The organism is Caballeronia sp. EK (genome assembly GCF_014384845.1).
In the GTDB taxonomy this organism is placed as follows: Bacteria; Pseudomonadota; Gammaproteobacteria; order Burkholderiales; family Burkholderiaceae; genus Caballeronia; species Caballeronia jiangsuensis.
The window spans coordinates 203,368-226,453 of the sequence record NZ_JACSUE010000012.1 but is presented as its reverse complement, the minus strand read 5'-3'; the positions used below and the strand labels follow the sequence as shown (position 1 = coordinate 226,453).

The 23,086-nt window shown below is 63.1% G+C and carries 20 protein-coding genes, 1 tRNA gene and 1 pseudogene; 7 read left to right on the top strand and 15 right to left on the bottom strand.

What is annotated here, in order from left to right; genetic code table 11:
* Nucleotides 1-148, top strand: a pseudogene (locus tag IAG25_RS42530) (IS110 family transposase); the annotation flags it as partial.
* Between the two features lie 133 nt (nt 149-281).
* On the opposite strand, the gene IAG25_RS30930 reads toward IAG25_RS42530, so the two are convergent.
* The 5 genes from IAG25_RS30930 to gatC all read right to left on the bottom strand — a co-directional run bounded on the left by IAG25_RS30930 (nt 282) and on the right by gatC (nt 5,359).
* A complete protein-coding gene (locus tag IAG25_RS30930; RefSeq protein ID WP_035509709.1) occupies nt 282-1,070 on the bottom strand; it encodes an exodeoxyribonuclease III in 789 nt (262 codons plus the stop codon).
* Nucleotides 1,071-1,095: 25 nt separating this feature from the next.
* Nucleotides 1,096-1,935: a polyphosphate kinase 2 family protein gene (locus IAG25_RS30925; protein WP_187608222.1), complete on the bottom strand. Its 840-nt coding sequence runs from the start codon at nt 1,933-1,935 to the stop codon at nt 1,096-1,098.
* A gap of 90 nt (nt 1,936-2,025) precedes the next feature.
* A complete protein-coding gene (gene gatB / locus IAG25_RS30920; RefSeq protein WP_187608221.1) occupies nt 2,026-3,495 on the bottom strand; it encodes an Asp-tRNA(Asn)/Glu-tRNA(Gln) amidotransferase subunit GatB in 1,470 nt (489 codons plus the stop codon).
* Between the two features lie 2 nt (nt 3,496-3,497).
* On the bottom strand, nt 3,498-4,991 hold the full coding sequence (gene gatA, locus IAG25_RS30915) for an Asp-tRNA(Asn)/Glu-tRNA(Gln) amidotransferase subunit GatA (RefSeq protein ID WP_187608220.1): 1,494 nt from the start codon (nt 4,989-4,991) through the stop codon (nt 3,498-3,500).
* Nucleotides 4,992-5,059: 68 nt separating this feature from the next.
* Complete coding sequence (gene gatC, locus IAG25_RS30910; RefSeq protein WP_035509719.1) at nt 5,060-5,359, bottom strand: Asp-tRNA(Asn)/Glu-tRNA(Gln) amidotransferase subunit GatC; 300 nt, start codon at nt 5,357-5,359, stop codon at nt 5,060-5,062.
* Between the two features lie 376 nt (nt 5,360-5,735).
* On the opposite strand from gatC, the gene IAG25_RS30905 reads away from it, so the two are divergent.
* The 5 genes from IAG25_RS30905 (at nt 5,736) to rodA (ending at nt 12,157) form a co-directional block, all read left to right on the top strand.
* Nucleotides 5,736-6,779: a rod shape-determining protein gene (locus IAG25_RS30905; protein ID WP_004189550.1), complete on the top strand. Its 1,044-nt coding sequence runs from the start codon at nt 5,736-5,738 to the stop codon at nt 6,777-6,779.
* Between the two features lie 198 nt (nt 6,780-6,977).
* The gene (mreC, locus tag IAG25_RS30900) at nt 6,978-8,111 is read left to right on the top strand and encodes a rod shape-determining protein MreC (RefSeq protein WP_187608219.1); all 1,134 of its coding nucleotides are present in this window, start codon (nt 6,978-6,980) and stop codon (nt 8,109-8,111) included.
* A complete protein-coding gene (gene mreD / locus IAG25_RS30895) occupies nt 8,108-8,620 on the top strand; it encodes a rod shape-determining protein MreD (RefSeq protein ID WP_008352165.1) in 513 nt (170 codons plus the stop codon). Before mreC ends, mreD begins: the two co-directional genes overlap by 4 nt.
* An 82-nt stretch (nt 8,621-8,702) precedes the next feature.
* Nucleotides 8,703-10,985 carry a penicillin-binding protein 2 gene (mrdA, locus tag IAG25_RS30890; RefSeq protein WP_187608218.1) on the top strand — a complete coding sequence of 761 codons (2,283 nt, stop codon included), beginning with the start codon at nt 8,703-8,705 and terminating at the stop codon, nt 10,983-10,985.
* Between the two features lie 23 nt (nt 10,986-11,008).
* Nucleotides 11,009-12,157, top strand: a complete 1,149-nt coding sequence (gene rodA, locus IAG25_RS30885; RefSeq protein ID WP_187608237.1) for a rod shape-determining protein RodA — start codon at nt 11,009-11,011, stop codon at nt 12,155-12,157.
* Between the two features lie 73 nt (nt 12,158-12,230).
* Here rodA and IAG25_RS30880 read toward each other — a convergent pair whose 3' ends face one another.
* The 5 genes from IAG25_RS30880 to queC form a co-directional block, all read right to left on the bottom strand.
* Nucleotides 12,231-12,911 carry a tetratricopeptide repeat protein gene (locus tag IAG25_RS30880; protein ID WP_187608217.1) on the bottom strand — a complete coding sequence of 227 codons (681 nt, stop codon included), beginning with the start codon at nt 12,909-12,911 and terminating at the stop codon, nt 12,231-12,233.
* A complete protein-coding gene (locus IAG25_RS30875) occupies nt 12,908-13,690 on the bottom strand; it encodes an HpcH/HpaI aldolase family protein (protein WP_187608216.1) in 783 nt (260 codons plus the stop codon). The genes IAG25_RS30880 and IAG25_RS30875 overlap by 4 nt, the downstream gene beginning before the upstream one ends.
* A gap of 187 nt (nt 13,691-13,877) precedes the next feature.
* Entirely contained in the window at nt 13,878-14,324 is a 447-nt protein-coding gene (gene queD / locus IAG25_RS30870) for a 6-carboxytetrahydropterin synthase QueD (protein ID WP_187608215.1), read from the bottom strand.
* Nucleotides 14,325-14,341: 17 nt separating this feature from the next.
* Entirely contained in the window at nt 14,342-14,974 is a 633-nt protein-coding gene (queE, locus tag IAG25_RS30865) for a 7-carboxy-7-deazaguanine synthase (RefSeq protein WP_187608214.1), read from the bottom strand.
* Nucleotides 14,975-15,011: 37 nt separating this feature from the next.
* Complete coding sequence (queC, locus tag IAG25_RS30860; RefSeq protein ID WP_035509741.1) at nt 15,012-15,746, bottom strand: 7-cyano-7-deazaguanine synthase QueC; 735 nt, start codon at nt 15,744-15,746, stop codon at nt 15,012-15,014.
* A gap of 703 nt (nt 15,747-16,449) precedes the next feature.
* Between queC and IAG25_RS30855 the strand changes: the two genes are divergently transcribed.
* On the top strand, nt 16,450-17,583 hold the full coding sequence (locus IAG25_RS30855; protein WP_255504053.1) for a lipopolysaccharide biosynthesis protein: 1,134 nt from the start codon (nt 16,450-16,452) through the stop codon (nt 17,581-17,583).
* A 112-nt stretch (nt 17,584-17,695) separates the two neighbouring features.
* Here IAG25_RS30855 and IAG25_RS30850 read toward each other — a convergent pair.
* The 5 genes from IAG25_RS30850 to rsmB form a co-directional block, all read right to left on the bottom strand.
* A tRNA-Phe gene (locus IAG25_RS30850) sits at nt 17,696-17,771 on the bottom strand.
* Nucleotides 17,772-17,855: 84 nt separating this feature from the next.
* Entirely contained in the window at nt 17,856-18,569 is a 714-nt protein-coding gene (gene esaR, locus IAG25_RS30845; RefSeq protein WP_187608213.1) for a response regulator transcription factor EsaR, read from the bottom strand.
* A complete protein-coding gene (locus IAG25_RS30840; protein ID WP_238285594.1) occupies nt 18,570-21,032 on the bottom strand; it encodes a sensor histidine kinase in 2,463 nt (820 codons plus the stop codon).
* Nucleotides 21,022-21,618, bottom strand: coding sequence for a DUF4390 domain-containing protein (locus tag IAG25_RS30835; RefSeq protein WP_187608212.1), 597 nt, complete (start codon nt 21,616-21,618; stop codon nt 21,022-21,024). Before IAG25_RS30835 ends, IAG25_RS30840 begins: the two co-directional genes overlap by 11 nt.
* Nucleotides 21,615-23,033: a 16S rRNA (cytosine(967)-C(5))-methyltransferase RsmB gene (gene rsmB, locus IAG25_RS30830; RefSeq protein ID WP_187608211.1), complete on the bottom strand. Its 1,419-nt coding sequence runs from the start codon at nt 23,031-23,033 to the stop codon at nt 21,615-21,617. The genes IAG25_RS30835 and rsmB overlap by 4 nt, the downstream gene beginning before the upstream one ends.
* Between the last annotated feature and the right edge of the window lie 53 nt (nt 23,034-23,086).

The following is a 23,086-nucleotide window of genomic DNA, read 5'->3' as shown; positions in this document are numbered from 1 at the left end:
CAATCCCTATCTCAAGGCGTTCTGCGATCAGCTACGCGCCAGAGGCAAAAAAACCAAGGTCGCCTTCGTCGCAGGCATGCGAAAACTCCTCACGCAGCTCAACGCCATGATGCGCGATGGCACGGCCTGGAATCCCCCAAAACCTTGATTCTTTGCTCACTACCGCTTGACTCTCAATACAGTTGCTTTCTTTGCAGCAGCAAAGAAAGTGACCCCCGCCCCGGGGAGGGGCAGTGCTAATAGACCACCACGAATACAGGCCATCCATAGAGGCCAGAACCTTACTTCTTCCCTTTCGCGATTTTCCAGTCGTAATCAATAGTCAGCGGCGCATGATCGCTAAACTTGATATCCCTGAAAATCGACGTCTTCTTCGCGGTCGCGGCGACTTCCTGCGTCGCGATCTGATAGTCGATACGCCACCCGACGTTCTTCGCATACGCCTGACCGCGATTGCTCCACCACGTGTACTGCTCGGGGCGCTGATCCAGCGTGCGGAACACATCGACATAACCGACATCGTCGAAGAGCTTCGTGAGCCACGCGCGTTCTTCCGGCAGGCACCCAGAGTTCTTCTGGTTGCTCTTCCAGTTCTTGATGTCGATTTCCTTGTGCACGATGTTCACGTCGCCGCACAGAATCACTTCGCGCTCTTTCGACAGCGCGTCGAGATGCGGCATGAACTCGTCCATGAAGCGATACTTGGCCTGCTGACGCTCGTCGCCGCTGGACCCCGACGGCACGTACACCGACACCACCGACAGCTTGCCGAAACGCGCTTCCACGTAGCGCCCTTCCGGATCGAACTCTGCCGAGCCGAAACCGATGATCACGTCGTCCGGCTCGTGACGCGTGTAAAGGCCCGCGCCGCTGTAACCCTTCTTCACCGCGTGCTGGAAATAGCCCTGAAAGCCGTGCGGCGCGAGAAATTCCGGCGTCAGGTCGTCTTGCGAGCACTTGATTTCCTGCACGCACACGACGTCGGATTTCTGCTCGCCGAACCAGTCGAAGAATCCTTTCTTGGCGGCCGAACGGATGCCGTTCAGATTGGCGGTAATCACGCGAAACATACGCTTCCTCTTTTTTGAGTTCGTTTTATTCGACCTTCACGCCCTTGAGCGATTCCTTCGCGGGCGGAAATTCGAGCTTCATGTCCTGCATCGTGCGCAACAGCAGCTCGGCGACCATCACGTTCCGATGCGTCTTCGAATTGCCCGGAATGATGTACCACGGCGCATATTCGGTCGACGTCGCGCCGAGCGTATCCGCATACGCCGCCTGATAGTCGTCCCACTCCTTGCGCGCGTCGAGATCGGAGACGTCGAACTTCCAGTGCTTCGTCGGATCGTCGATGCGCGCCTGCAGGCGCTCGCGCTGCTCGTCCTTCGAGATATGCAGGAAGCATTTGACGATGGTCGTGCCGCTATCCGCGAGCAGCGACTCGAAGTCGCGAATATGGCGATAACGCCGCTCGCATTCGTCGGCATCGATCTGCTTCAGCACGCGCGGCACGAGCACGTCTTCGTAGTGGCTGCGATTGAAGATCGCGAACTCGCCGGCCTGCGGCGCCTGCGCATGCACGCGCCACAGGAAATCGTGCGCGGCCTCGCGCTCCGACGGCGCGCGGAACGGCACGATGCGCAAGCCGAGCGGATCGACATCGTGGAAAACAGCGCGCACGGTGCCGTCCTTGCCGCTCGTGTCCATGCCTTGCAGCACCAGCAGCACGCGGCGGCGGCGCTGCGCGTGGAGCTTCTCCTGAAGGTCGTCGAGTTGCACGCCGATCGCCGTGAGGCGTTCGCGATCTTCATCTTTCGAGCCGCTCGAAAACGGCTTCGCGGCGGGATCGATCGCGCTCAGGTCGAACGGCTTCAGCTTCTTGCCGCCGTCGAAGAATGGCACGCGAAAGTCGTCGAGTCCGGGTTTCTTTGCCATGTCTCTTTGTTCTTGGGTTCGCCAATGAAAAACGGGCTGCTGCCAGGCTCAACCGGCAGCAGCCCATTCATCCCGCGTCGGGACAAGCTATCAGGATAACTTTTTCTTCAGCAACTCGTTCACCTGCTGCGGATTCGCCTTGCCCTTGGTCGCCTTCATCGCCTGGCCGATCAGCGCATTGAACGCCTTCTCCTTGCCCGCGCGGAATTCGTCGACCGATTTCTGGTTCGCCGCGAGCACTTCGTCGATGATCGCTTCGAGCGCGCCGGTGTCGGAAATCTGCTTCAGGCCCTTCGCGTCGATGATGCGGTCCGCGGCAGCATCGTCCGTCGCCTTCTCGTCCCAGATCGTCTGGAAGATGTCCTTCGCGATCTTGTTGGAGATGGTGCCGTCGGCGATGCGTTGCAGGATCAGCGCGAGCTGTGCGCTCGAAACCGGCGATTCGCCGATGTCGAGCGATTCGCGGTTCAGTTGCGCGGAGACGTCGCCCATCATCCAGTTCGCGGCGATCTTCGCTTGCGCCGCGCCCGCTTTCTGCACGAGCGCCTCGAAGTACGACGCCATCGCCTTCGACGATGTCAGCACGCCCGCGTCATACGGCGTGAGGCCGTAGGTATCGACGAAACGCTTCTGCATGTCCGCCGGAAGCTCGGGCATTTCGCCCTTCACGCGCTCGACCCACGACGATTCGATCACGAGCGGCATCAGGTCCGGGTCCGGGAAATAGCGGTAATCGTGCGCGTCTTCCTTGCTGCGCATCGAGCGCGTTTCGCGCTTGTCCGGATCGTAAAGACGCGTTTCCTGAACCACCGTGCCGCCATCTTCGATCAGCTCGATCTGACGACGCACTTCGTATTGAATCGCTTCTTCGAGAAAACGGAACGAGTTCAGGTTCTTGATCTCGGCGCGCGTGCCGAATTCCTTCTGGCCGACCGGACGCACCGACACGTTCGCGTCGCAACGGAACGAACCTTCCTGCATGTTGCCGTCACAAATGCCGAGCCACACGACGAGGCCATGCAGCGCCTTCGCATACGCGACCGCTTCCGCCGCGCTGCGCATTTCCGGCTCCGTGACGATCTCGAGCAGCGGCGTGCCCGCGCGGTTCAGGTCGATGCCTGTCATGCCCGCGAAGTCTTCGTGCAGCGACTTGCCCGCGTCCTCTTCGAGGTGAGCGCGCGTCAGGTTGACGGTCTTCGAATACGCTTCCTTGCCCGTCTTTTCGTTGGCCGGAACCTGGATCGTGATCTGACCGCCCTGCACGACCGGAATCTCGTACTGGCTGATCTGATAGCCCTTCGGAAGATCCGGATAGAAGTAGTTCTTGCGCGCGAAGATGCTGCGCGGTGCGATGTGCGCGCCGATCGAAAGCCCGAAGCGGATCGCGCGCTCGACAGCGCCGCGGTTCATCACGGGCAGCACGCCGGGCAACGCGAGATCGACGGGACTCGCCTGCGAGTTCGGGCTCGCGCCGAACTGAGTCGGCGCACCCGAAAAAATCTTGGAGACGGTGGAAAGCTGCGCGTGCGTTTCCAGACCGATGACGACTTCCCACTGCATGTTCACACTCCCGATGCCGATGGTGCCTTGCGGTGCCAGTCGGTCGCGCGCTGGAACGCGTCGGCGACCTGGAGCATCCGGGCTTCGTTGAAATAGTTGCCGACGATCTGCAGGCCGACCGGACGACTCGCGTTCGCGCCCGCGCCGAAGCCGCACGGCACGCTCATGCCGGGCAGGCCGGCGAGGCTCACGGACAGCGTGTAGATATCGGCGAGATACATCTGCACGGGATCGTCGGTCTTCTCGCCGAGATTCCACGCGACGGACGGCGCGACCGGTCCCATGATGACGTCGCAGTGCCTGAACGCTTCCTGGAAGTCCCGCGCGATGATGCGGCGGATCTTCTGCGCCTGCAGGTAGTACGCGTCGTAATAGCCGTGCGACAGCACATACGTGCCGACCAGAATCCGGCGCTTCACCTCCGGCCCGAAGCCTTCCGCGCGCGACTTCTTGTACATGTCGAGCAGATCGCGGTACTCGGCCGCGCGATGCCCGTAGCGCACGCCATCGAAGCGCGACAGGTTCGACGAAGCCTCCGCCGGCGCGATGACGTAGTACACGGGAATCGACAACTCGGTCTGCGGCAGCGAAACCTCGACGAGCGTCGCGCCGAGCGCTTCGTATTGCTTCAATGCCGCGTCGATGGACGCGCGCACATCGTCGGCGAGACCGGCGCCGAAGTACTCCTTCGGCATGCCGATGCGCAGGCCCGCGAGCGGCTTGCCCGCATCGCCGCCGTTCCATGTCTTGCCGAGATAGCGCGTGTAGTCTTCGTTCTCGCGTTGCAGGCTGGTCGAGTCGCGCTCGTCGAAGCCGCCCATCGCGTTGAGCAGCAGCGCGCAGTCGTGCGCGGTCTGCGCCATCGGGCCGCCCTGATCCAGCGACGATGCGAACGCGATCATTCCGTAACGCGAAACGCGGCCGTAAGTCGGCTTGATGCCCGTGATGCCGGTGAACGACGCGGGCTGGCGGATCGAGCCGCCGGTATCGGTGCCGGTCGCGGCGGGCGCGAGACGCGCGGCCACGGCAGCGGCCGAGCCGCCCGACGAGCCGCCCGGCACCGCCTTGAGATCCCACGGATTCTTCACCGCGCCGAAGTACGAATTCTCGTTGGACGAGCCCATCGCGAACTCGTCCATGTTGGTCTTGCCGAGGCACACCATGCCGGCGTGCTTCAGACGATCGACGACGGTCGCATCGAACGGGCTCGCGTAGTTTTCGAGCATGTGCGAGCCGGCCGTCGACGCCCAGCCGCGCGTGACGAAGACGTCCTTGTGCGCGATCGGCAGGCCCGTGAGCGCACCGGCATTGCCTTGGGCAATGAGCGCGTCGGCGGCTTTCGCCTGTTCGAGCGTGAGCTCGGAATCGACGCCGATGAACGCATTCAACGCCTTCGCGGCCTCGATGCGTTGCAGATACGACTGCGCCAGTTCGACCGCGGAGACTTCCTTCGAGTCGAGCGCCGCGCGCAGTTCGGTCAAGCTCTTTTGATGCATTGCAGTTCCCTGATGAGCGCGGGCATTCGATCCGCGCGCAATGTCACTTGATGGGCGCGTGAAGCGCCTTATTCGATCACTTTCGGCACGAGATAGAGCCCGTCCTGCACGGCAGGCGCGGAACGCTGGAACTCTTCGCGCTCGACACGCTCTGAGACAGCGTCGTCACGCAGACGCAGCGCGACTTCCTCGATCTGCTCGATCGGATGCGCGAGCGGTTCGATGCCGGTCGTATCGACGGCCTGCATCTGCTCGACGAGGCCGAAAAAATCGTTGAGACGCGCGAGCGTGGGTTCGGCTTCGTGGTCGGGCAATTCGAGCCGCGCGAGGTGCGCGATGCGTTTTACGTCGGTCAGGGTCAAAGACATGGAATCACCGGAGAAAGCGTGGACAGCCTCAATCTCGAAAACCTTCGCTGTGACAGCCAGTTACGATCTTGAAAGGAGCCCTCGGAAGCAGGTCTGGCGATGGCATAAAGTGCCATCCTTTTCCTATAGATACCCCCAAATTATAAGGTATCATTACACGTTCGACTCACCTCTGGATCGGCTTGTCAGCGGCTTTCTCCCTGAATCATTGAATTGTGAGAAACGTTTGCGTGCGGCGTTCCATTCTGCGGTAGATTTCTTCCCGGATTTGCACTTCGCGGCGAGCGTTCGCCGCCCCGGCAAACCGTTATTTTTTCCGCTGCCGTCCCCGGCGCTCCTCGCGACGAACGGCCACCCAGCGAGACAGGATTTTTGAATGTTCGGTTTTTTGCGCAGCTATTTCTCCAACGACCTGGCGATTGACCTCGGCACCGCCAACACGCTGATCTACATGCGCGGCAAGGGCATCGTCCTCGACGAGCCTTCGGTCGTTTCCATTCGCCAGGAAGGCGGCCCCAACGGCAAGAAGACGATTCAGGCGGTAGGCAAGGAAGCCAAGCAGATGCTCGGTAAAGTGCCGGGCAACATCGAGGCTATCCGCCCGATGAAGGACGGCGTGATCGCCGACTTCACCGTCACCGAGCAGATGATCAAGCAGTTCATCAAGACCGCTCACGAATCCCGCATGTTTTCGCCGTCGCCGCGCATCATCATTTGCGTGCCGTGCGGCTCCACGCAGGTCGAGCGTCGCGCGATCAAGGAGGCGGCACACGGCGCGGGCGCTTCGCAGGTCTATCTGATCGAAGAACCGATGGCCGCTGCAATCGGCGCGGGCTTGCCGGTCTCGGAAGCCACCGGCTCGATGGTCGTCGACATCGGCGGCGGCACGACCGAAGTCGGCGTCATCTCGCTCGGCGGCATCGTGTACAAAGGCTCGGTGCGAGTCGGCGGCGACAAGTTCGACGAGGCCATCGTCAACTATATCCGCCGCAACTACGGCATGCTGATCGGCGAACAAACCGCCGAAGCCATCAAGAAGGAAATCGGTTCGGCATTCCCCGGCTCCGAAGTGAAGGAAATGGAAGTCAAGGGCCGCAATCTGTCCGAAGGCATTCCGCGCAGCTTCACCATTTCGAGCAACGAAATTCTCGAAGCGCTGACGGACCCGCTGAACCAGATCGTGTCGTCGGTGAAGATCGCGCTGGAACAGACGCCGCCGGAACTCGGCGCGGACATCGCCGAGCGCGGCATGATGCTGACGGGCGGCGGCGCGCTCCTGCGCGACCTCGACCGCCTGCTCGCGGAAGAAACCGGCCTTCCGGTGCTCGTCGCCGAAGATCCGCTAACCTGCGTGGTGCGTGGTTCGGGCATGGCGCTCGAACGCATGGACAAGCTCGGCAGCATCTTCTCGTACGAGTGATCTCCCTGCTGAAGGCTTTCGCTCTCCGTCCCCTGAGCGGAATGGTCTTCGACGCGACAACCAAACACGCCCGCGTAACGCGGCGGGCGCACGGCCCGGCATCTGTCCGGGCCGTTGTCGAAACAGCGTAGGGCAGGTTCGCCGCCGGCGAGAAAACCTGCAGCATCGATCCATCCGTTCACGCCCTCGGCGCCGACCATGGAATACAGTCCGCCGCCCCTTTTCAAGCAAGGCCCCTCCGCGCTCGCGCGCCTGATCTTCTTCGTGGTGCTCGCCATCGCGCTGCTCATTTCAGATGCTCGCTACAGCACGCTGGAAATCGTTCGCGGCATGCTCGGCGCGGGGCTTTACCCGTTGCAGCGCGCCGCGCTGGTGCCGCGCGACATCTTCATGGGCGCGGCCGATCTCGCCGTGACGAGCGCGACCTTGCGCAGCCAGAACGCGAAACTGGCCGACAAAAATCTGGAACTGTCCGTGAAGGCCGGCGATGCAGCGCAACTTGCCACCGAGAACGCGCATTTGCGCGCGCTGCTCAATCTGCAATCGCGCGCCACCACCGAAGAAACGCCCGCCGAAATCCAGTACGACACGCGCGATCCGTTCACGCAGAAAGTCGTGATCGGCAAAGGCTCGCAGCAGAATATCCAGGATGGCGCACCGGTCGTCACGGAAGACGGCGTGATCGGCCAGGTCACGCGCGTATTTCCGCTGCAATCGGAAGTCACGCTTCTCACCGACAAGGATCAGGCCGTGCCGGTGCAAATCGCGCGCACCGGATTGCGCAGCGTGATCTACGGGACGCCGAAGGGCGACACGCTCGATCTTCGCTTCGTGCCGATCAGCGCCGACGTGCAAGCCGGCGACGAACTCGTCACGAGCGGCCTCGACGGCATCTATCCGCCGGGACTGCGGGTCGCGAAGGTGCTGCGCGTCGACAAGCAGGCGGACACTGCGTTCGCGCGCGTCGTCTGCGTGCCAATCGCGGCGGTGCGCGGCGCGCGTCAGTTGCTCGTGCTGCATTACAACGTCAACGTGCCGCCGAATCCGATCGAAGTCGAAGCGGCCGCGGCTGCCAAGGAAGCGAAGGAAAACAAGGGCAAGAAGAAGGCCGCGCCGAAGGCGGCGGCAGCGGCGGGCGCAAGCGGCGCATCGGCGCCTGCGGGCGCGTCCGCACCTTCGCCGGGCTCCGCGCCCGCGGCGACCGCGCCGGCCAAGCCCGCCGAGGCTCCGCCAGCGAAGGCCGTGGCGCCCAAGGCGGCTTCGGGCGCGGCGGCGAAGCCGTCGAAGAAGGCGCATGCGCCGAAACCCGCATCCTCGGGAGCCGCGCGATGAACCGCCCGCAATACATCCTTCAGCCGGTCAATCCGTACTTCATCACGTTCAGTCTGGCCGCTGCGTTTCTGCTGAACCTGATGCCGTGGGGGCGGCTCATCGGCGTGCCGGATTTCGTCGCGCTCGTCCTGCTCTTCTGGAACGTGCATCAGCCGCGCAAGGTCGGCATGGGCATCGCGTTCATGCTCGGCATTCTGATGGACGTTCACAACGCGAATCTGCTCGGCGAGCACGCGCTGGCTTACACGCTTCTTTCGTACGGCGCGATCACCATTCACCGTCGCGTGTTGTGGATGACGTTGCCCGTGCAGATGTTCGTCGTCGCGCCGCTGCTCGTGGGCGCGCATCTCGTGCCTTTCATCATCCGCCTGATGACGGGCGCGGCGTTCCCCGGCTGGAGTTATCTGATCAACGGATTCGTCGAGGCGCTGCTCTGGCCGATCGCGAGCTTCCTTTTGCTGATGCCGCAGCGCCGCGCCGCCGACCCGGACGACACGCGTCCAATCTGAGTCCCGCCGTGCGACGCCGCATCACCGAATAAACCGTCGCGCGCGAACTACACTTGAATCGCGAGCAAACCGCGAAAGCTGCATGACCGAAATAAAGAACACCGAGCAACAGTTGTCGAAGTTCCGCCTGCGCGTCGCGGCGGCGGGACTGTTCGTGTTCGTCTGCTTCGGGCTGATCGGGCTGCGTTTTCTCTATCTGCAGGTCTGGCATTTCAGCAAATACTCGTTGCAGGCGAACGAGAACCGCATTTCCGTTGCACCGATCGTGCCGAACCGCGGCATCATCACCGACCGCAACGGCGTCGTGCTGGCGAAGAACTACTCCGCGTACACGCTGGAAATCACGCGTTCGAAGATCAACGGCACGCTCGACGAGACGATCGACGAGCTCTCGCAAGTCATTCCGATCGACGCGCGCGACCGTCGCCGTTTCAAGAAGCTGCTCGAAGACTCGAAGAATTTCGAAAGCCTGCCGATCCGCACGCGTCTCACCGACGAGGAAGTCGCGAAGTTCACCGCGCAGCGCTTCCGTTTTCCGGGCGTCGAAGTGCGCGCGCGCCTGTTTCGCCAATATCCGCTCGGCACGACTGCCGCGCACGTGATCGGCTATATCGGACGCATTTCGCAGCGCGATCAGGAACGCATCGACGACGCAAGCGACGCCAACGACGAAAGCTCGGATCACTACGATCCGCGCCTCGACGCCAACAACTACAAGGGCACGGATTACGTCGGCAAGATCGGTGTCGAGCAGAGTTACGAAACCGAGCTGCACGGCCTGACCGGTTTCGAGGAAGTGGAAGTCACGGCGGGCGGCCGCCCGGTGCGCACGATGTCGCGCACTCAGGCGACGCCGGGCAACAATCTTCAGTTGTCGCTGGATATCGGCTTGCAGCAGGTCGCCGAGCAGGCGTTCGCGGGCAAACGCGGCGCGCTCGTCGCGATCGAGCCTTCCACCGGCGACGTGCTCGCGTTCGTGTCCGCGCCAAGCTTCGATCCGAATTCGTTCGTGGACGGCATCGATCAGCAAACTTGGGACGCGCTCAACAATTCGCCGGATCACCCGCTCCTGAACCGTCCGCTGCACGGCACATATCCGCCGGGTTCGACCTACAAGCCATTCATGGCGCTCGCCGCGCTGACGCTACACAAGCGCACGCCGGGTTGGGGTTTCCAGGATCCGGGCTACTTCACGTTCGGCGGCCACACGTTCCGCAACGACGTGCGCTCGGGCCAGGGCTGGGTGGACATGAACCGCGCGATCGTCGTATCGAACGACACGTACTTCTACATGCTCGCACGCGATCTCGGCGTGAACGCGATGGCCGGCTTCATGAAGCCGTGGGGCTTCGGGCAGATCACGGGCATCGATATCGCGGGCGAGGCGCGCGGCATCCTTCCGTCGACGGAATGGAAGCGCAAGGCGTACCGCAAGCCCGAGCAGCAGCGTTGGTACGAAGGCGAAACGATCAGTCTGGGCATCGGTCAGGGCTACAACTCGTTCACGATCCTGCAACTCGCACATGCCACCGCGACGCTCGCGAACAACGGCGTCGTGATGAAGCCGCACCTCGTGCGCGATATCGAAAATCCGATTTCGAAGGCGACGCGCCCGGTCGTGCGCGATCCGAGCGACAAGATCGCCGTGCAGCAAAAGGACGTGGATTTCATCAAGCGCGCGATGGAAGGCGTCGTCACCAACGGCACGGCGGCCAAGGTGTTCGCGGGCGCGCCGTATCTGGCGGCGGGGAAGACCGGCACCGCGCAGGTCTATTCGTTGCAGGGCGCGAACTACAAGGGGCACGCGCTCGCGGAGCATCTGCGCGACCACGCGCTGTTCATCGCGTTCGCGCCGGCTGAGCAGCCGAAGATCGCGCTCGCGCTGATCGTCGAGAACGGCGGTTGGGGCGCCGAATCCGCAGGGCCGATCGCGCGCAAGGTGCTCGACTATTACCTGGTCGACCGTCTGAAGCCGGGCGCGGAAGCGGCGGCTGTCGCGGCGGCGGCCTCGGCGACGACCGATGCCGGCCTGCCGACGATCGGAGGCACACAACCACCCGCCGCCATCGCGTTGCCTGCGTCCGTTGCGAATTCGTCGCCGGCGTTTTCGCCTCAGGCTGCGTCGAATCCCGAGGTCGCGAAGGCGGCTTCTGCACCGGCGCTTCCCGCTTCCGCCCCGAAAACCTCGAAGCCGCGCGCCGCGTCGGCGACGCCCGCAGCGCCCGCGGCGGCGCTGCCCGCGTCCACGCCGGGCCGCACGCCCGCACCGAAAAAGCGCCCGACCGAGCCGACGCCCTCGATGGTGCGCGGCAATGAAAACGACGGCGTGCGCGTTCTCGCGCCGTCCGGCGGCATCGACGAGTAAAGGAAACCGCCATGCAACTGCACATGCAATTCGACAAGCGCGAACTGCTGGACCGCGCCAAGCGCATGTTCGCGGGCTTCGACAAACCGCTTGCGCTCATCGTGTTCCTGCTGCTCGGCGTCGGAATCGTGACGCTGTACAGCGCCAGTCTCGATATGCCGGGGCGCGTCGAAGACCAGCTGCGCAACATCATGCTGACCTTCGGCCTGATGTGGGTACTCGCCAACATCCCGCCGCAGATGCTGATGCGCTTCGCCGTGCCGCTCTATACGGTCGGCGTCGCGTTGCTGATCGCGGTCGCCGCGTTCGGGTTGACGCGCAAGGGCGCGAAACGCTGGCTCAACGTCGGCGTCGTGATCCAGCCATCCGAGATCATGAAGATCGCGATGCCGCTGATGCTCGCCTGGTACTACCAGAAGCGTGAAAGCAATATTCGCTGGTGGGATTACATCGTCGGCTTTGTGATTTTGCTGCTGCCCGTGGGTCTGATCGCGAAACAGCCGGATCTGGGCACAGCGGTACTCGTGTTCGCGGCGGGCATGTTCGTCATCTATTTCGCCGGATTGAGTTTCAAGCTGATCCTGCCGGTGCTGATTGCCGCGGTCATCGCGGTGGCGAGCATCGCGGTCTTTCAGGACAAGATCTGTCAGCCGGACGTGGTCTGGCCGATGATGCACGACTATCAAAAGCACCGCATCTGCACGCTGCTCGACCCGACGTCCGATCCGCTCGGCAAAGGCTTCCACACGATTCAGGCGGTGATCGCGATCGGCTCGGGCGGCACGTTCGGCAAAGGCTGGTTGCAGGGCACGCAGGCGCACCTCGAATTCATCCCCGAAAAGCACACCGACTTCATCTTCGCCGTGTTCTCCGAGGAGTTCGGGCTCGCGGGCGGGCTCGTGCTGCTCTTCCTCTACATGGCGCTCATCGCGCGCGGGCTGTTCATCGCTGCGAACGGCGCGACTTTCTTCGGGCGATTATTGGCCGGATCGCTCACCCTCGCCTTCTTCACGTACGCGTTCGTCAATATCGGCATGGTGAGCGGCATTCTGCCCGTGGTAGGCGTGCCGCTTCCGTTCATGAGTTACGGCGGGACCGCGTTGACGACGCTCGGCGTCGCGGTCGGGCTGATCATGAGCGTCGCTCGTCAAAAGCGGCTGATGCAGAGTTAGCTTTTCGCCGTCCTTCTTTCAAACGCAAAAGCCGCGGCTCTCCCGCGGCTTTTTGCTTTTTTGGAGCCTGCCTTCACTGCGGCTTCTGCTGCTCCAGTTCTGCGCTCAACTGCAGATATTTCAGCTTGGCGGCCGGATCGCCCTGCGCCGCCGCCGCAGCGTAATAGGCACGCGCGACATTCAAGTTCCGCTCGACGCCATCGCCGCCGCGCTCATAGAACGAACCCGCGACATATTGCGCGGTCATGTCGCCGCCTTGCGCCGCTTTCTTGTACCAGGTGAACGCCTGCGTGTTATCGCGCGTGGTGCCGCGTCCATCGAGAAACTGATTGGCGAGCGCGAGTTCGGCCTGCACGTGCCCCTGATTCGCCGCGCGCAGGAACCAGCGATGCGCTTCCGCCGGATCTTTCTCGACGAACTGTCCATCGTCGTACATCTTGCCGTAGACGTATTGCGCGTGGGTCATGTTCGCGTCGGCGGCGCGGCGCAACCATTTCTTGCCTTCCGGCACGTCAGCCGCGCCGCCCTCGCCGTTGAGCAGCATCATCGCGTAATTGAACTGGGCGAGGCGGCCGCCCTTCTGCGCCGCGCGCCGGAACTCCGACCGCGCCGCGACGAGGTTGCCGGCGTTGTAATCGGCCACGGCGTTTTGCGTGGTGATATCCGTCGGCTTGGGCGCGTCGTCGGCGTGCGCGGCGCCGATCGATATCGACAGGCTCACCGCGGCGACAGCCGACGCGATGGCGGTTTTCATGATCTCGCCTCCTGCAACGCCTGGCGCGTCGCCTTCAACAGCCACATCACATCCGCGCCGATCGCGACGAGCTTGATGCCCGCCTGCGCGTATTGCTTCGCGCTGGCCGCATCAAGCGCGAAGATGCCGCTCGCGATGCCCGCTCGATTCGCCGCATCGACGATTTTCGTGATCGCCGCCTGCACGTCCGGATGCTTGCCGTCGCCGAGATGTCCCAAGCTCGCCGCCAGATCCGCGGGCCCGATGAACAGGCAATCGACGCCCGGCGTCGCGGCGATTTCGTCGACGGCTTCGAGCGCCGCCACCGATTCGATCTGCACGATCGTCGCGATCTGCGCATTCGCGCTCGCCATGTAGTCGCGGCGCATGCCGTATGCCGCCGCGCGCACAGCGCCCGCGACGCCGCGCAAGCCTTGCAGCGCCGATTCCGTCGGATACTGCGTGAGCCGCACGATGCGCGCCGCCTCTTCGGACGATTGCACGTTCGGGAACATCAGCGTGCGCGCGCCCGCGTCGAGCGCGCGTTTGACTAGCCAGCCTTCGTTGGCGGGCACGCGCACGATCGGCTCGCTCGGCAGATGCGCGGCGGCGATCGCGCGCAGTTGAGCGACGACGTCCGCGCTATCGTTCGGCGAGTGCTCCATGTCGATGCACAGCCAGTCGAAGCCCGCATGCGCGAGCGCTTCGGCGGCATCGGCGCTGCCGAGCGACAGCCATAGTCCGAACAACGTGCCCGGTTCGGAAAAGCGCTGCTTCAGGGGATTGGTGAACGTGCTCATCGCGCGGCTCCTTCGGCGGTTTGAAGGATGACCGCGCGCGGTGGCGCAAATGAAAACGACAGAAGAAGTGACGGCATGCGTGCGCTCCGTGTCTCGTCGCCTCGGGTGGCGGGCGACTCATCGGACGATCATACCGTGACGAACGCGCGCGCGCCGGACGTGCTCCGGGCCACCCGCGCGCGGGAAATCAGCCGCGCTCGACGTCGGCCCAGCAGTTCGGCGTTTCGAAGAGACGCACGCGCTTTAGCTTGAGATTGACGCCGTAATGGGCGTCGTAGACGTCGGCGAGAATGTTGAAGGCAACCGCCGCCAGGTTCTCCACGGTCGGAATGCGATCGAGCACGACCGTCTTGTGATCCGGCAGCGTCTGCAGGAATTCGCGCACGTTGACATCGCCTTCATAAACGATGAACGCGTGATCCCACTTGTTGACGAGATGTTCCATTGCCAGCGCTTTCACGTCGGCGAAGTCCATCACCATGCCGCGGTCGGGCGCGCCTTCCACGTCGACGAGATCGCCTTGCAGCGTGATTTCAAGCACGTAGCGATGCCCGTGCAAATTGCGGCACTGGCTGCGGTGATCGGGAATGCGGTGGCCCGCATCGAATTCGAGTTTTCGGGTAATCGTCTGCACGTCGGCTGACCGTCTTATCAGGGGATGTTCAAATATTTGTGCGTCTGCATCGACAGGCGCCACTTCGGATGGCGCTTGCACCAATCGATCGCCAGCTTCGTGTTGATGTCGCGCGACGGGCCGTCCATCGGCTGCACGAGAAAGTACTCGAAGTCGAGCCTCTCGTAGTCCGCCAGACGCTGGTTGTCCTGCGGCACAACGACCTTCAATTCGTTGCCCTTTGTGACGACGAGCGGCGCATCGGCTTTCGGGCTCACGCAAATCCAGTCGATGCTCTCGAGCACGGGCAGCGAGCCGTTCGTTTCGATCGCCATTTCGAAGCCGGCTTCATGCAGCGCGTCGACGAAAGGCTGATCGATCTGCAGCATCGGCTCGCCGCCCGTGCACACCACGAATCTGTGCGCCGCACCTTCCGGCCACAGCGACGCAATTTTCGCGACGAGTTCCGCCGGCGTCCGGTACTTGCCGCCGTTCTCGCCGTCCGTGCCGACGAAATCGGTGTCGCAAAACTGGCACACCGCGTCCGCGCGATCTTCCTCGCGCCCCGACCACAGATTGCAGCCCGCAAAGCGGCAGAACACGGCCGGGCGCCCGGCATTGGCGCCCTCGCCTTGCAACGTGTAGAAGATTTCCTTTACCGCGTACGTCATGACTACCCTGTGAACCTCGTAAAACCCGTCGTAAAAGTCAAACCGGCGCGATGGTGACCTGCTCGCCCGCACGATACGCCTCGTAACCGCGCTTGCGTAGCTTGCACGCCGGGCACTGACCGCAACCGAAGCCCCAGTCGTGCAGTTCCGCGCGCTCGCCGACATAACACGTATGCGTCTCGACGCGGATCAACTCGACGAGCGATTCGCCGCCGAGCGTTTCCGCGAGCCGCCATGTGTCGGCCTTGTCGAGCCACATCAGCGGCGTTTCCAGCGCATAGCGCGTTTCCATGCCGAGGTTGAGCGCGACTTGCAGCGCCTTCATCGTGTCGTCGCGGCAATCCGGATAGCCGGAAAAGTCCGTCTCGCACATGCCACCGACGATCACCTTCAACCCGCGCCGATACGCCACCGCGGCGGCAATCGTCACGAACAGCAGATTGCGGCCCGGCACGAACGTGTTGGGCAAGCCGCTCGCGTTCGCCTGAATCTCGATCTCGCGCGTCATCGCGGTATCGCTGATCGCGCCGAGCACGGACAAATCGATCATGTGATCTTCGCCCAGACGCTCGGTCCACTGCGGAAACTCGCGCGCGATCGCGGCGCGAAAGCCGTCGCGGCATTCGAGTTCCACGCGATGGCGCTGTCCATAGTCGAAGCCGAGCGTCTCTACCGTCTTGTAGCGTTCGAGCGCCCAGGCGAGGCACGTGGCCGAGTCCTGGCCGCCGGAGAACAGCACGAGCGCGCTGTCTTTAGCGTCTATCCGAGTCACCGTGAAAACTCCGTACTCCGTGAATGAATTGGCGTCGCACGCCGCACAGGCAGTCGGAACGACCGGACTTCACCATGCGCGGCGCGGGCGCGACGCCCGCGAGTCCAGTATAGGCCGGCGACCTTCGCCTGGACGCGCACGCCCTTTATGCCGCCGATAGCGGAATTCGAGACGGATGATCGGGCGCCGGTGAAGGTTCCGGCGCGTCGCACGAGCGATTCGGAGCGTCGAAAAGAAAAGGACTTGCGGGCCCGAGGACGAGGCAAGTCCTTAATTCGGCGGGAATTTTAGCACGGAGCACGGTTGTTCGCCGAGCTCGGCGTGCGTGGCTTCGACGGACGGTTTTTGTTTGGCGGCGAGATCGGCATTATTTGCCGTCACAAAGTCAGTTGAGCCGGCAATTTATGGAAATCCGCTTAACCCGGCCGGCGTCCGGTCGTTATACAGACAAATGACTGCCTGAACAAAAACAGGACCAGCAATTCCTTCCGGCGCTACAGCTAACTCCATGTGATGGCGCGATCGCTCGATTGGATCGCGCAGGAGTTATTCGTTCGCATAACGAATGGATTTTTGATTTCTAAACCCTTCCGCGGGGAAACGCGGACCCGCAGGTCTGTTTCCGATCCGCTCTTTGCCAACGGCGCTCCGGGAACTGCACCAATTTCGCCGATGCATAACTCTCTATTTAGTACTACACACAATGAAAAATTACATTCAGACCAACTTTCGGGCCAATCGCATCTTCGGCGCTCTTTCCGTACCTCGCGCGAAGCTGATCGCCGTCGCGGTCACAACCAGCTTGCTGCTTGGCGCGTGCGGGGGCGGTAGCAACGAAGCCTTCGACACGGCCTCCACCGCAGCCGCTGCCGCAGCGAATCGCAACGCGAACGTCGTCGTGAAGAATGCGGCGGCCGGCGGCAGCATCTTCTACGGCGCGAACGGCCACAACAACGAGGGCGGCGCCTACGACATCTCCAGCCCGGCGCTGCAACTCTCGCAGTTGCAGGATCTCGGCGTGAAGCTTTATCGGAACGAGGTGTACAGCCAGGGGACCGCAAACAAGCTCGCGGGCATTGCGAAGACAATGGCAGCAGGCGGCGTGACCGTATATCCGGTGATGCTGATGAGCCTCGCCTTCACCAGCGAAACCGACGCCTACAACGCGGGCTATCAGCTCGGCGTCTGGACGGCGACCGCGTACCAATACCCGTACTACGAAGTGACGAACGAACTCGACGCCAACGCGCTCACCGGCAACGTCGACGGCGTCTATCCGCAGCAATTCGACAACGCCAAATTCCAGATCGCGCGCGGCGTGATTCGCGGGATGATCGCCGGCGTGAAGTCGGTCGATCCGAACGGCAAGATCATCATGGGCGGCGGCACGTGGCTGCACTACGGTCTCGATCAGATGCTCGCGAACGGCACGCAACCCGACGGCACCACGGGTCATCCGGTCGTGAGCTGGGACATCACCGCGTGGCACTGGTACTCGGATATGGGCGATATCACGAACGCGTGCGGCGGCACGGGTTGCCACGACGTGCTCGCGGCGTTGCAGCAGATGGGCAAGCCGATCTGGATCAACGAGTTCGGCGTGCGTCCGTGGCTGGGTAGCGATCAGCAGATCGCGGCTTATCTCGTCGGCAACAAGATGATGGCGGAGTTCGTCGCGGTGGCGTCGAAGTACAACATCCAGGCAATTCAGACGTACGAGCTGTATGACGATCCCGCGGGCGGCGAAGGCGCGTACGGTCTCCTGAAGAACGACGGCAAGACGCAGAAGGCGGCCTACACCGCGTTCAAGAACTTCGTCGCCGCGAATCCGAAGTGAGGATCGGATAGCTGAAAAAAACGGGCAGTCCGCTCAAGCGAACGTGCCCGTTTTTCGCATGTAGAAAATGAAAAAGCCCGAGAGCGATGACACTCTCGGGCTTCTTGCATTCTGGTGGCCTGGGGCGGAATCGAACCACCGACACGCGGATTTTCAATCCGCTGCTCTACCAACTGAGCTACCGGGCCAACGAAGAGGTGAAACTATAGCAGACTCATTTGCGCCCCTCAAGCCCCTCCGCGCATTTTTCTAAAAATGTCCGGGGGCCGCGCTCAAACCTCGTTCTTGTTCTTTCCGAGATCGACGCCCAGTTGCTTCAGCTTGCGATAAAGATGCGTGCGCTCGAGCCCCGTCTTCTCAGCGACGCGCGTCATGCTGCCGTTCTCGCGTGCGAGGTGATACTCGAAGTAAGCGCGCTCGAACGCATCGCGCGCATCGCGCAAGGGGATATCGAACGAGATGGATGCCGTCTGCCCCGCCTGACTCTGGGGCGCGCCGCCTGCCGCCGCGTCGCCCGATGCGTTCAGCGACGAAGCCGTCGGCAGCGCGGCCGCCACCGGCACGCCCGATGCCATCGCGCTCGCCGGAGGCTTCGCAATCGTCGACACGGGCGCCGCTGCGGAGCCATGCGCGAGTCCCTGCTCGACGGCCTTCAGGAGCTTCTGTAGTGCGATCGGCTTTTCGAGGAAGTTGAGCGCGCCGATCTTCGTCGCCTCGACGGCCGTGTCGATGGTCGCGTGCCCCGACATCATGATCACCGGCATCGTCAGCTTGCCCTGCGCGGCCCACTCCTTGAGCAGAGTCACGCCGTCGGTATCGGGCATCCAGATGTCGAGCAAAACGAGATCGGGGGTTTGCTGCAGGCGGTAGTCGCGCGCGTGCTGCGCGTTCTCCGCTACTTCAACAACATGGCCTTCGTCGCTCAGGATCTCGGAGAGCAGTTCCCGGATCCCCATTTCATCGTCTACCACCAGGATGGTTGCCATTTACGCTGCCCTTGTCTGCACTGTTGCTTTTGTCGTTCCCTGATTCGCCACCGAACCGGCGCCCTGACGTGTTGCGCCGGGCGCCGCGGTATCGTCCGCGAGTTGTAGAAACAGAATCGATATCTGCGCGCCCTCGATCACATCCGCGGTCTTCGAGCGGTTGCGTATGTCGATGCGCGCGCCGTGCTCGTCGACGATCTTCTTCACGGTTGCAAGTCCCAGGCCCGTGCCCTTTGCCTTGGTCGTCACGTAAGGCTCGAAAGCACGCGAAAGGATACGCGCCGGGAAGCCGGAGCCGTTATCCGAGACCGTAAGGCGAACCGCGACACGCGCATGCCCCGAAGCATCGGGCTCGCCATATTCTACTGTCCTCGTTTCGAGCAGCACGCGCGGCTCCGCGACTTCCGCCACCGCATCCTGCGCGTTCTGCAGCAGGTTGTGGATCACCTGGCGGATCTGCGTTGCGTCGCCGCGAATCACGGGCAGCTTCGCGAGGTCCACCTTGATCGGCGTCTTGCCGTCCTCGATGCCGTAGAGCGTCAGCACTTCCGCGACGAGATCGTTCAGTTGCAGATTGCCGAGCACCGCGGGCGGCGTGCGCGCGTATTCGCGGAAATCGTCGACCATCTGCTTCATCGCCTGCACCTGATTGACGATGGTCGTCGACGCCCGCTTGAGCACGTCCGCATCGGGCGGCGCGAGCTTGTCCGCGAGTTTCATCTGCAAGCGTTCGGCAGAAAGCTGGATCGGCGTGAGCGGATTCTTGATCTCGTGCGCGAGACGCCGTGCGACTTCGCCCCACGCGACCGAACGCTGCGCCGAGATCACGTCGGAGATGTCGTCGAACACGACGACGTAGCCGGTGGTTTCGGCATCGTCGCTATCGCTTTCGGTCACGCTCAGCAACTGCGTGCCGCGCACGAGAAGCGTCAGCGGATCGTTCTCGCCGGGCACCGTCACCGCGACCTGCTGCTGCCAGTGACCGCGATCGCCGATCGGATGGCCGCTGCCGACTTCGGCCGCATCGCGCTCCGCGAAAGCCTTCTTCACCATCGTGCCGAGTTCGGCGAGAACGCCGATCTGATCGAGCGGCTGATTGAGCAGCGCGCCAAACGGCTGGCGGAAGATGCGCTCGGCGCCGCGATTCGCGGTGGTCAAGCGGAACTGCCGGTCGAACACGAACACGCCCGCCGTCAGATTCGCGAGAATGCTTTCGAGATACGCCTTCGAATGCTCCAGCGCGACGCGGTTGTTCTCGACCGCCGCGCGCGCCTCGGAAAGCTGGCGCGTCATCGCGTTGAAGGACTGCGTAAGGAATCCCAGTTCGTCGCGCGAGTTGATCTCTCGTTTGGGCGTGTAATCGCCTTCGGCCACTTCCTTCGTACCTTGCGCGAGCAGAAACAGCGGCCGCGCGAGCTGATTGCCGAGCGCGAGCGCGAGCATCATCGCGATGAAGGTCGCGAGAAAGAGCGCGAGCGTCAGCGTGCCGATGTACATCTTGCGCAAACCCGTGCGCCCGAGCCGCTTTTCCTGATACTCGCGATACGCGCGCTGCACGGCGTCGGCATTGCGCGCGAGCTCCTGACTCACGGGTTGCTCGATCTGCAGGAAGCGATCGACATGCTGGAATTCGGTGGTCGTAGTCGGATCGGGGATCTTCGTGACCACGCGCAGACGCAGCGCGCCCTTCGGCCCGTTAGATTTCGGATCGCCGTCGATCTCGCCCTCGATCGCGCCATACGGATGATCCTGCGCCTCCCTGAGCATCGTGCCGGTCGGCTCGTTGGCGGGCAGCAGCGCGTAGTAATTGCCCGAGGCCTGCGCGACCGTGCGAAGCCCCGGCACTCTCAGCGAGCTGTTGTTCGATGCGAGATCCTCGCGGTTGTACTGATCGCGCGGCCGCTCGAACACGACCGCGTCCTGAACGCCGTATTGATCGCGCAGGCGCAGGAGCGACAGCGTGAGACTCGACGGATCCGCGCTTGCGAGCTGATCGCTCATCTGCCGGCCGCGGTTCTTGAAATCGGCGAGCGATGATTCGAGCATGCCGCGGCCGAGCGTCAGGCCCGACGAGAGCGCTGTCTCCACATTCACGTCGAACCACGATTCGATGCTCCGCGACACGAACTGATACGAAACCACGTAGATGATCGCGCCCGGCACGACACCGACGAGCGCGAAAATGAAGGCGAGCTTCGCGAGCAATCGCGTGCCGAAACGCCCCTGCCTCACCCGCGACACAATGATGATGAACAGGCTGATGACGATCAGCATGAACACGACCGCCACCGCGACGTTCGCCGCGTAGAGCCAGCCGTAGTAGCGGTCGAAGAATTCGGTGTTCGCACTGGCGAGCGCGAGCATCACGAGCAGCAGAACCGCCGTGAGCGCCACCGTGGAGACCAGCAAACGGACGACGAAACTCTTGATGTCCGTGCGGCCGCGTCGAAATCTATTTCGCACGTTCTGCCGCCGTAAAAGTAAAACGCTTCCAGTCCGAGGAAAGGTTCCAGTCGCGGTTATTCACCGCGTCGATCTGGAACGGCTTGGGCATGAGCGCGATGTCGAGCTGCATGCGCACCGATGCGGTATAGGTTTCGCCGCCATGCACCTGATTCCGGTCGATGACGTGCCACGAAGTCACGTGCTTGATGACCGCGAGCGCCTCATTGAGCGAGGCGAAACGCAACTGCAGGCCGCCCGTCGATACACGATACTCGTTCGTCAGCGGCTGATAGGAAAGCCGGATGCTCTGCGACACATTGACCGGCTCTTCGTCGAACCAGTACCAGCGCGGCCGCGACAGATTGAAATCGATTGTGAAATAGAGCGGCACGCTGCGGTTCACGGCATCTTCGAGGCTGTTGTTCAGGTCGAAGTCGAAATGCGCGTCGAGACTCCAGCCGGCGTTGTCCGCTTGCAGCGACGCGCGCTGCACGGCGATCGTCTCGGCAAACGCGGGGTCGGCTGCGGCGAAAGCCAGCCAGAGCGTCAGCGCAGTCCAGATGACGGCCGCGAGCCGAAGCGGAAAAAAGCGTTTGATCGTCACCGTTTCTGAAAGCGCGCGTAGAAGAATCCGTCGTGGTCCGCGAAGGTCTCCGCGTCCCGATCCGGGTTCGCGAGATTTGTACCGTCCGGTGAGCCTTGCACCGCGCCCGCGCTCGCGCGCGCCGCTGTCGGTAACAATTGCCCCGGCGCGTCCAATCGTACCGCATCTTCATGCGCGGTTCCAAACCAGCGGGCCTGTTCTTCGCCTTCCTCGGGAAAGATGGAGCATGTCACGTACAGCAGCTCGCCGCCCTTCGCGACGAGCGGCCACAGCGCGCTCACGATGCGCCGCTGCTCGGCGACGAGCGCATCGATGTCCGATGGGCGCCGCAGCCAGCGGATATCCGGATGACGGCGCACGATGCCCGACGCCGAGCACGGCACGTCGGCGAGAACGCGATCGAACGGCGCGCCGTCGAACCATTGCGCGGGATCGCCCGCGTCGCCCACTTCGATTTGCGCCTCGAGTTTCAGGCGCTTCAGATTCTGTCCGATGCGGCCCGAGCGCTCCGCGTCGCTTTCGAGCGCGATCAGATCGACGGTCGAGAGTTCGAGAATATGCCCCGTCTTGCCGCCCGGCGCGGCGCACGCGTCGAGCACGCGCATGCCGTCTTTCAGGCCGAGCAGTTGCGCCGCGCGTTGCGCGCCCGCGTCCTGCACGGAGACAACGCCTTCGTCGAAGCCCGGAATACGATCGACGGGCATCGGCGTTTTCAGGCGCACCGCGTGAAGGCCCGCGGCTTCGGCCAAGACATGCGCGTCTTTGAGGCGCGCGAGATATTGATCGACGGTGGCGTGACGTGCATTCACCCGCAACGTGAGCGGCCCTTGCTCGTTGCCCGCTTCGAGAATGTGCTCCCACGCATCGGGCTGTCCGCGCTTCACGGCGTCGATCCACCATTGCGGATAGTTCCAGTGCGCGACGGGGTCTTTGCGCGCCTCATCGATGAGCGTTTCGCGCTCGCGCAGGAAATTGCGCAGCACCGCGTTGACCAGACCCTTCGCGAACGCGAATTCGCGCCGCGCCGCGATCACGCTTACCGCCTGATCGACGACGGTGAACGGCGCGTAGGCCGCGTGCGCTTCGTCGTCGGTCAGCAGCGTGAACGCGCAGACGAGCACGTTCGCGACATGCGGCGGCGGCGCCTTCTTCACGAGCTTGCGCAGGAGCGCGTCGGCGAGCGCGAGACGGCGCATCGCGCGATATGCGATGTCCTGCACCGCCCCACGCGCCTCCGCATGCTTTGCCGAAGCGATGACTGTCTGCAACGCGGCCGGCAGCGCCGAGCCCGCGCGCACCGCGCCCACGGCCTGCGCCGCGCAATCCAGCGCGAACGCGAGCGAATCGGGCGCGAGATGGATGGCGCTTAGGCGGGAATGCGCGGCGGCGGGCCGCCGGGAAGGCTTGTCGGTCATGGAGAAACGAGAACGGTCGAGCGGCAAGCGGACGGCTTGCGTGAACGAGGATT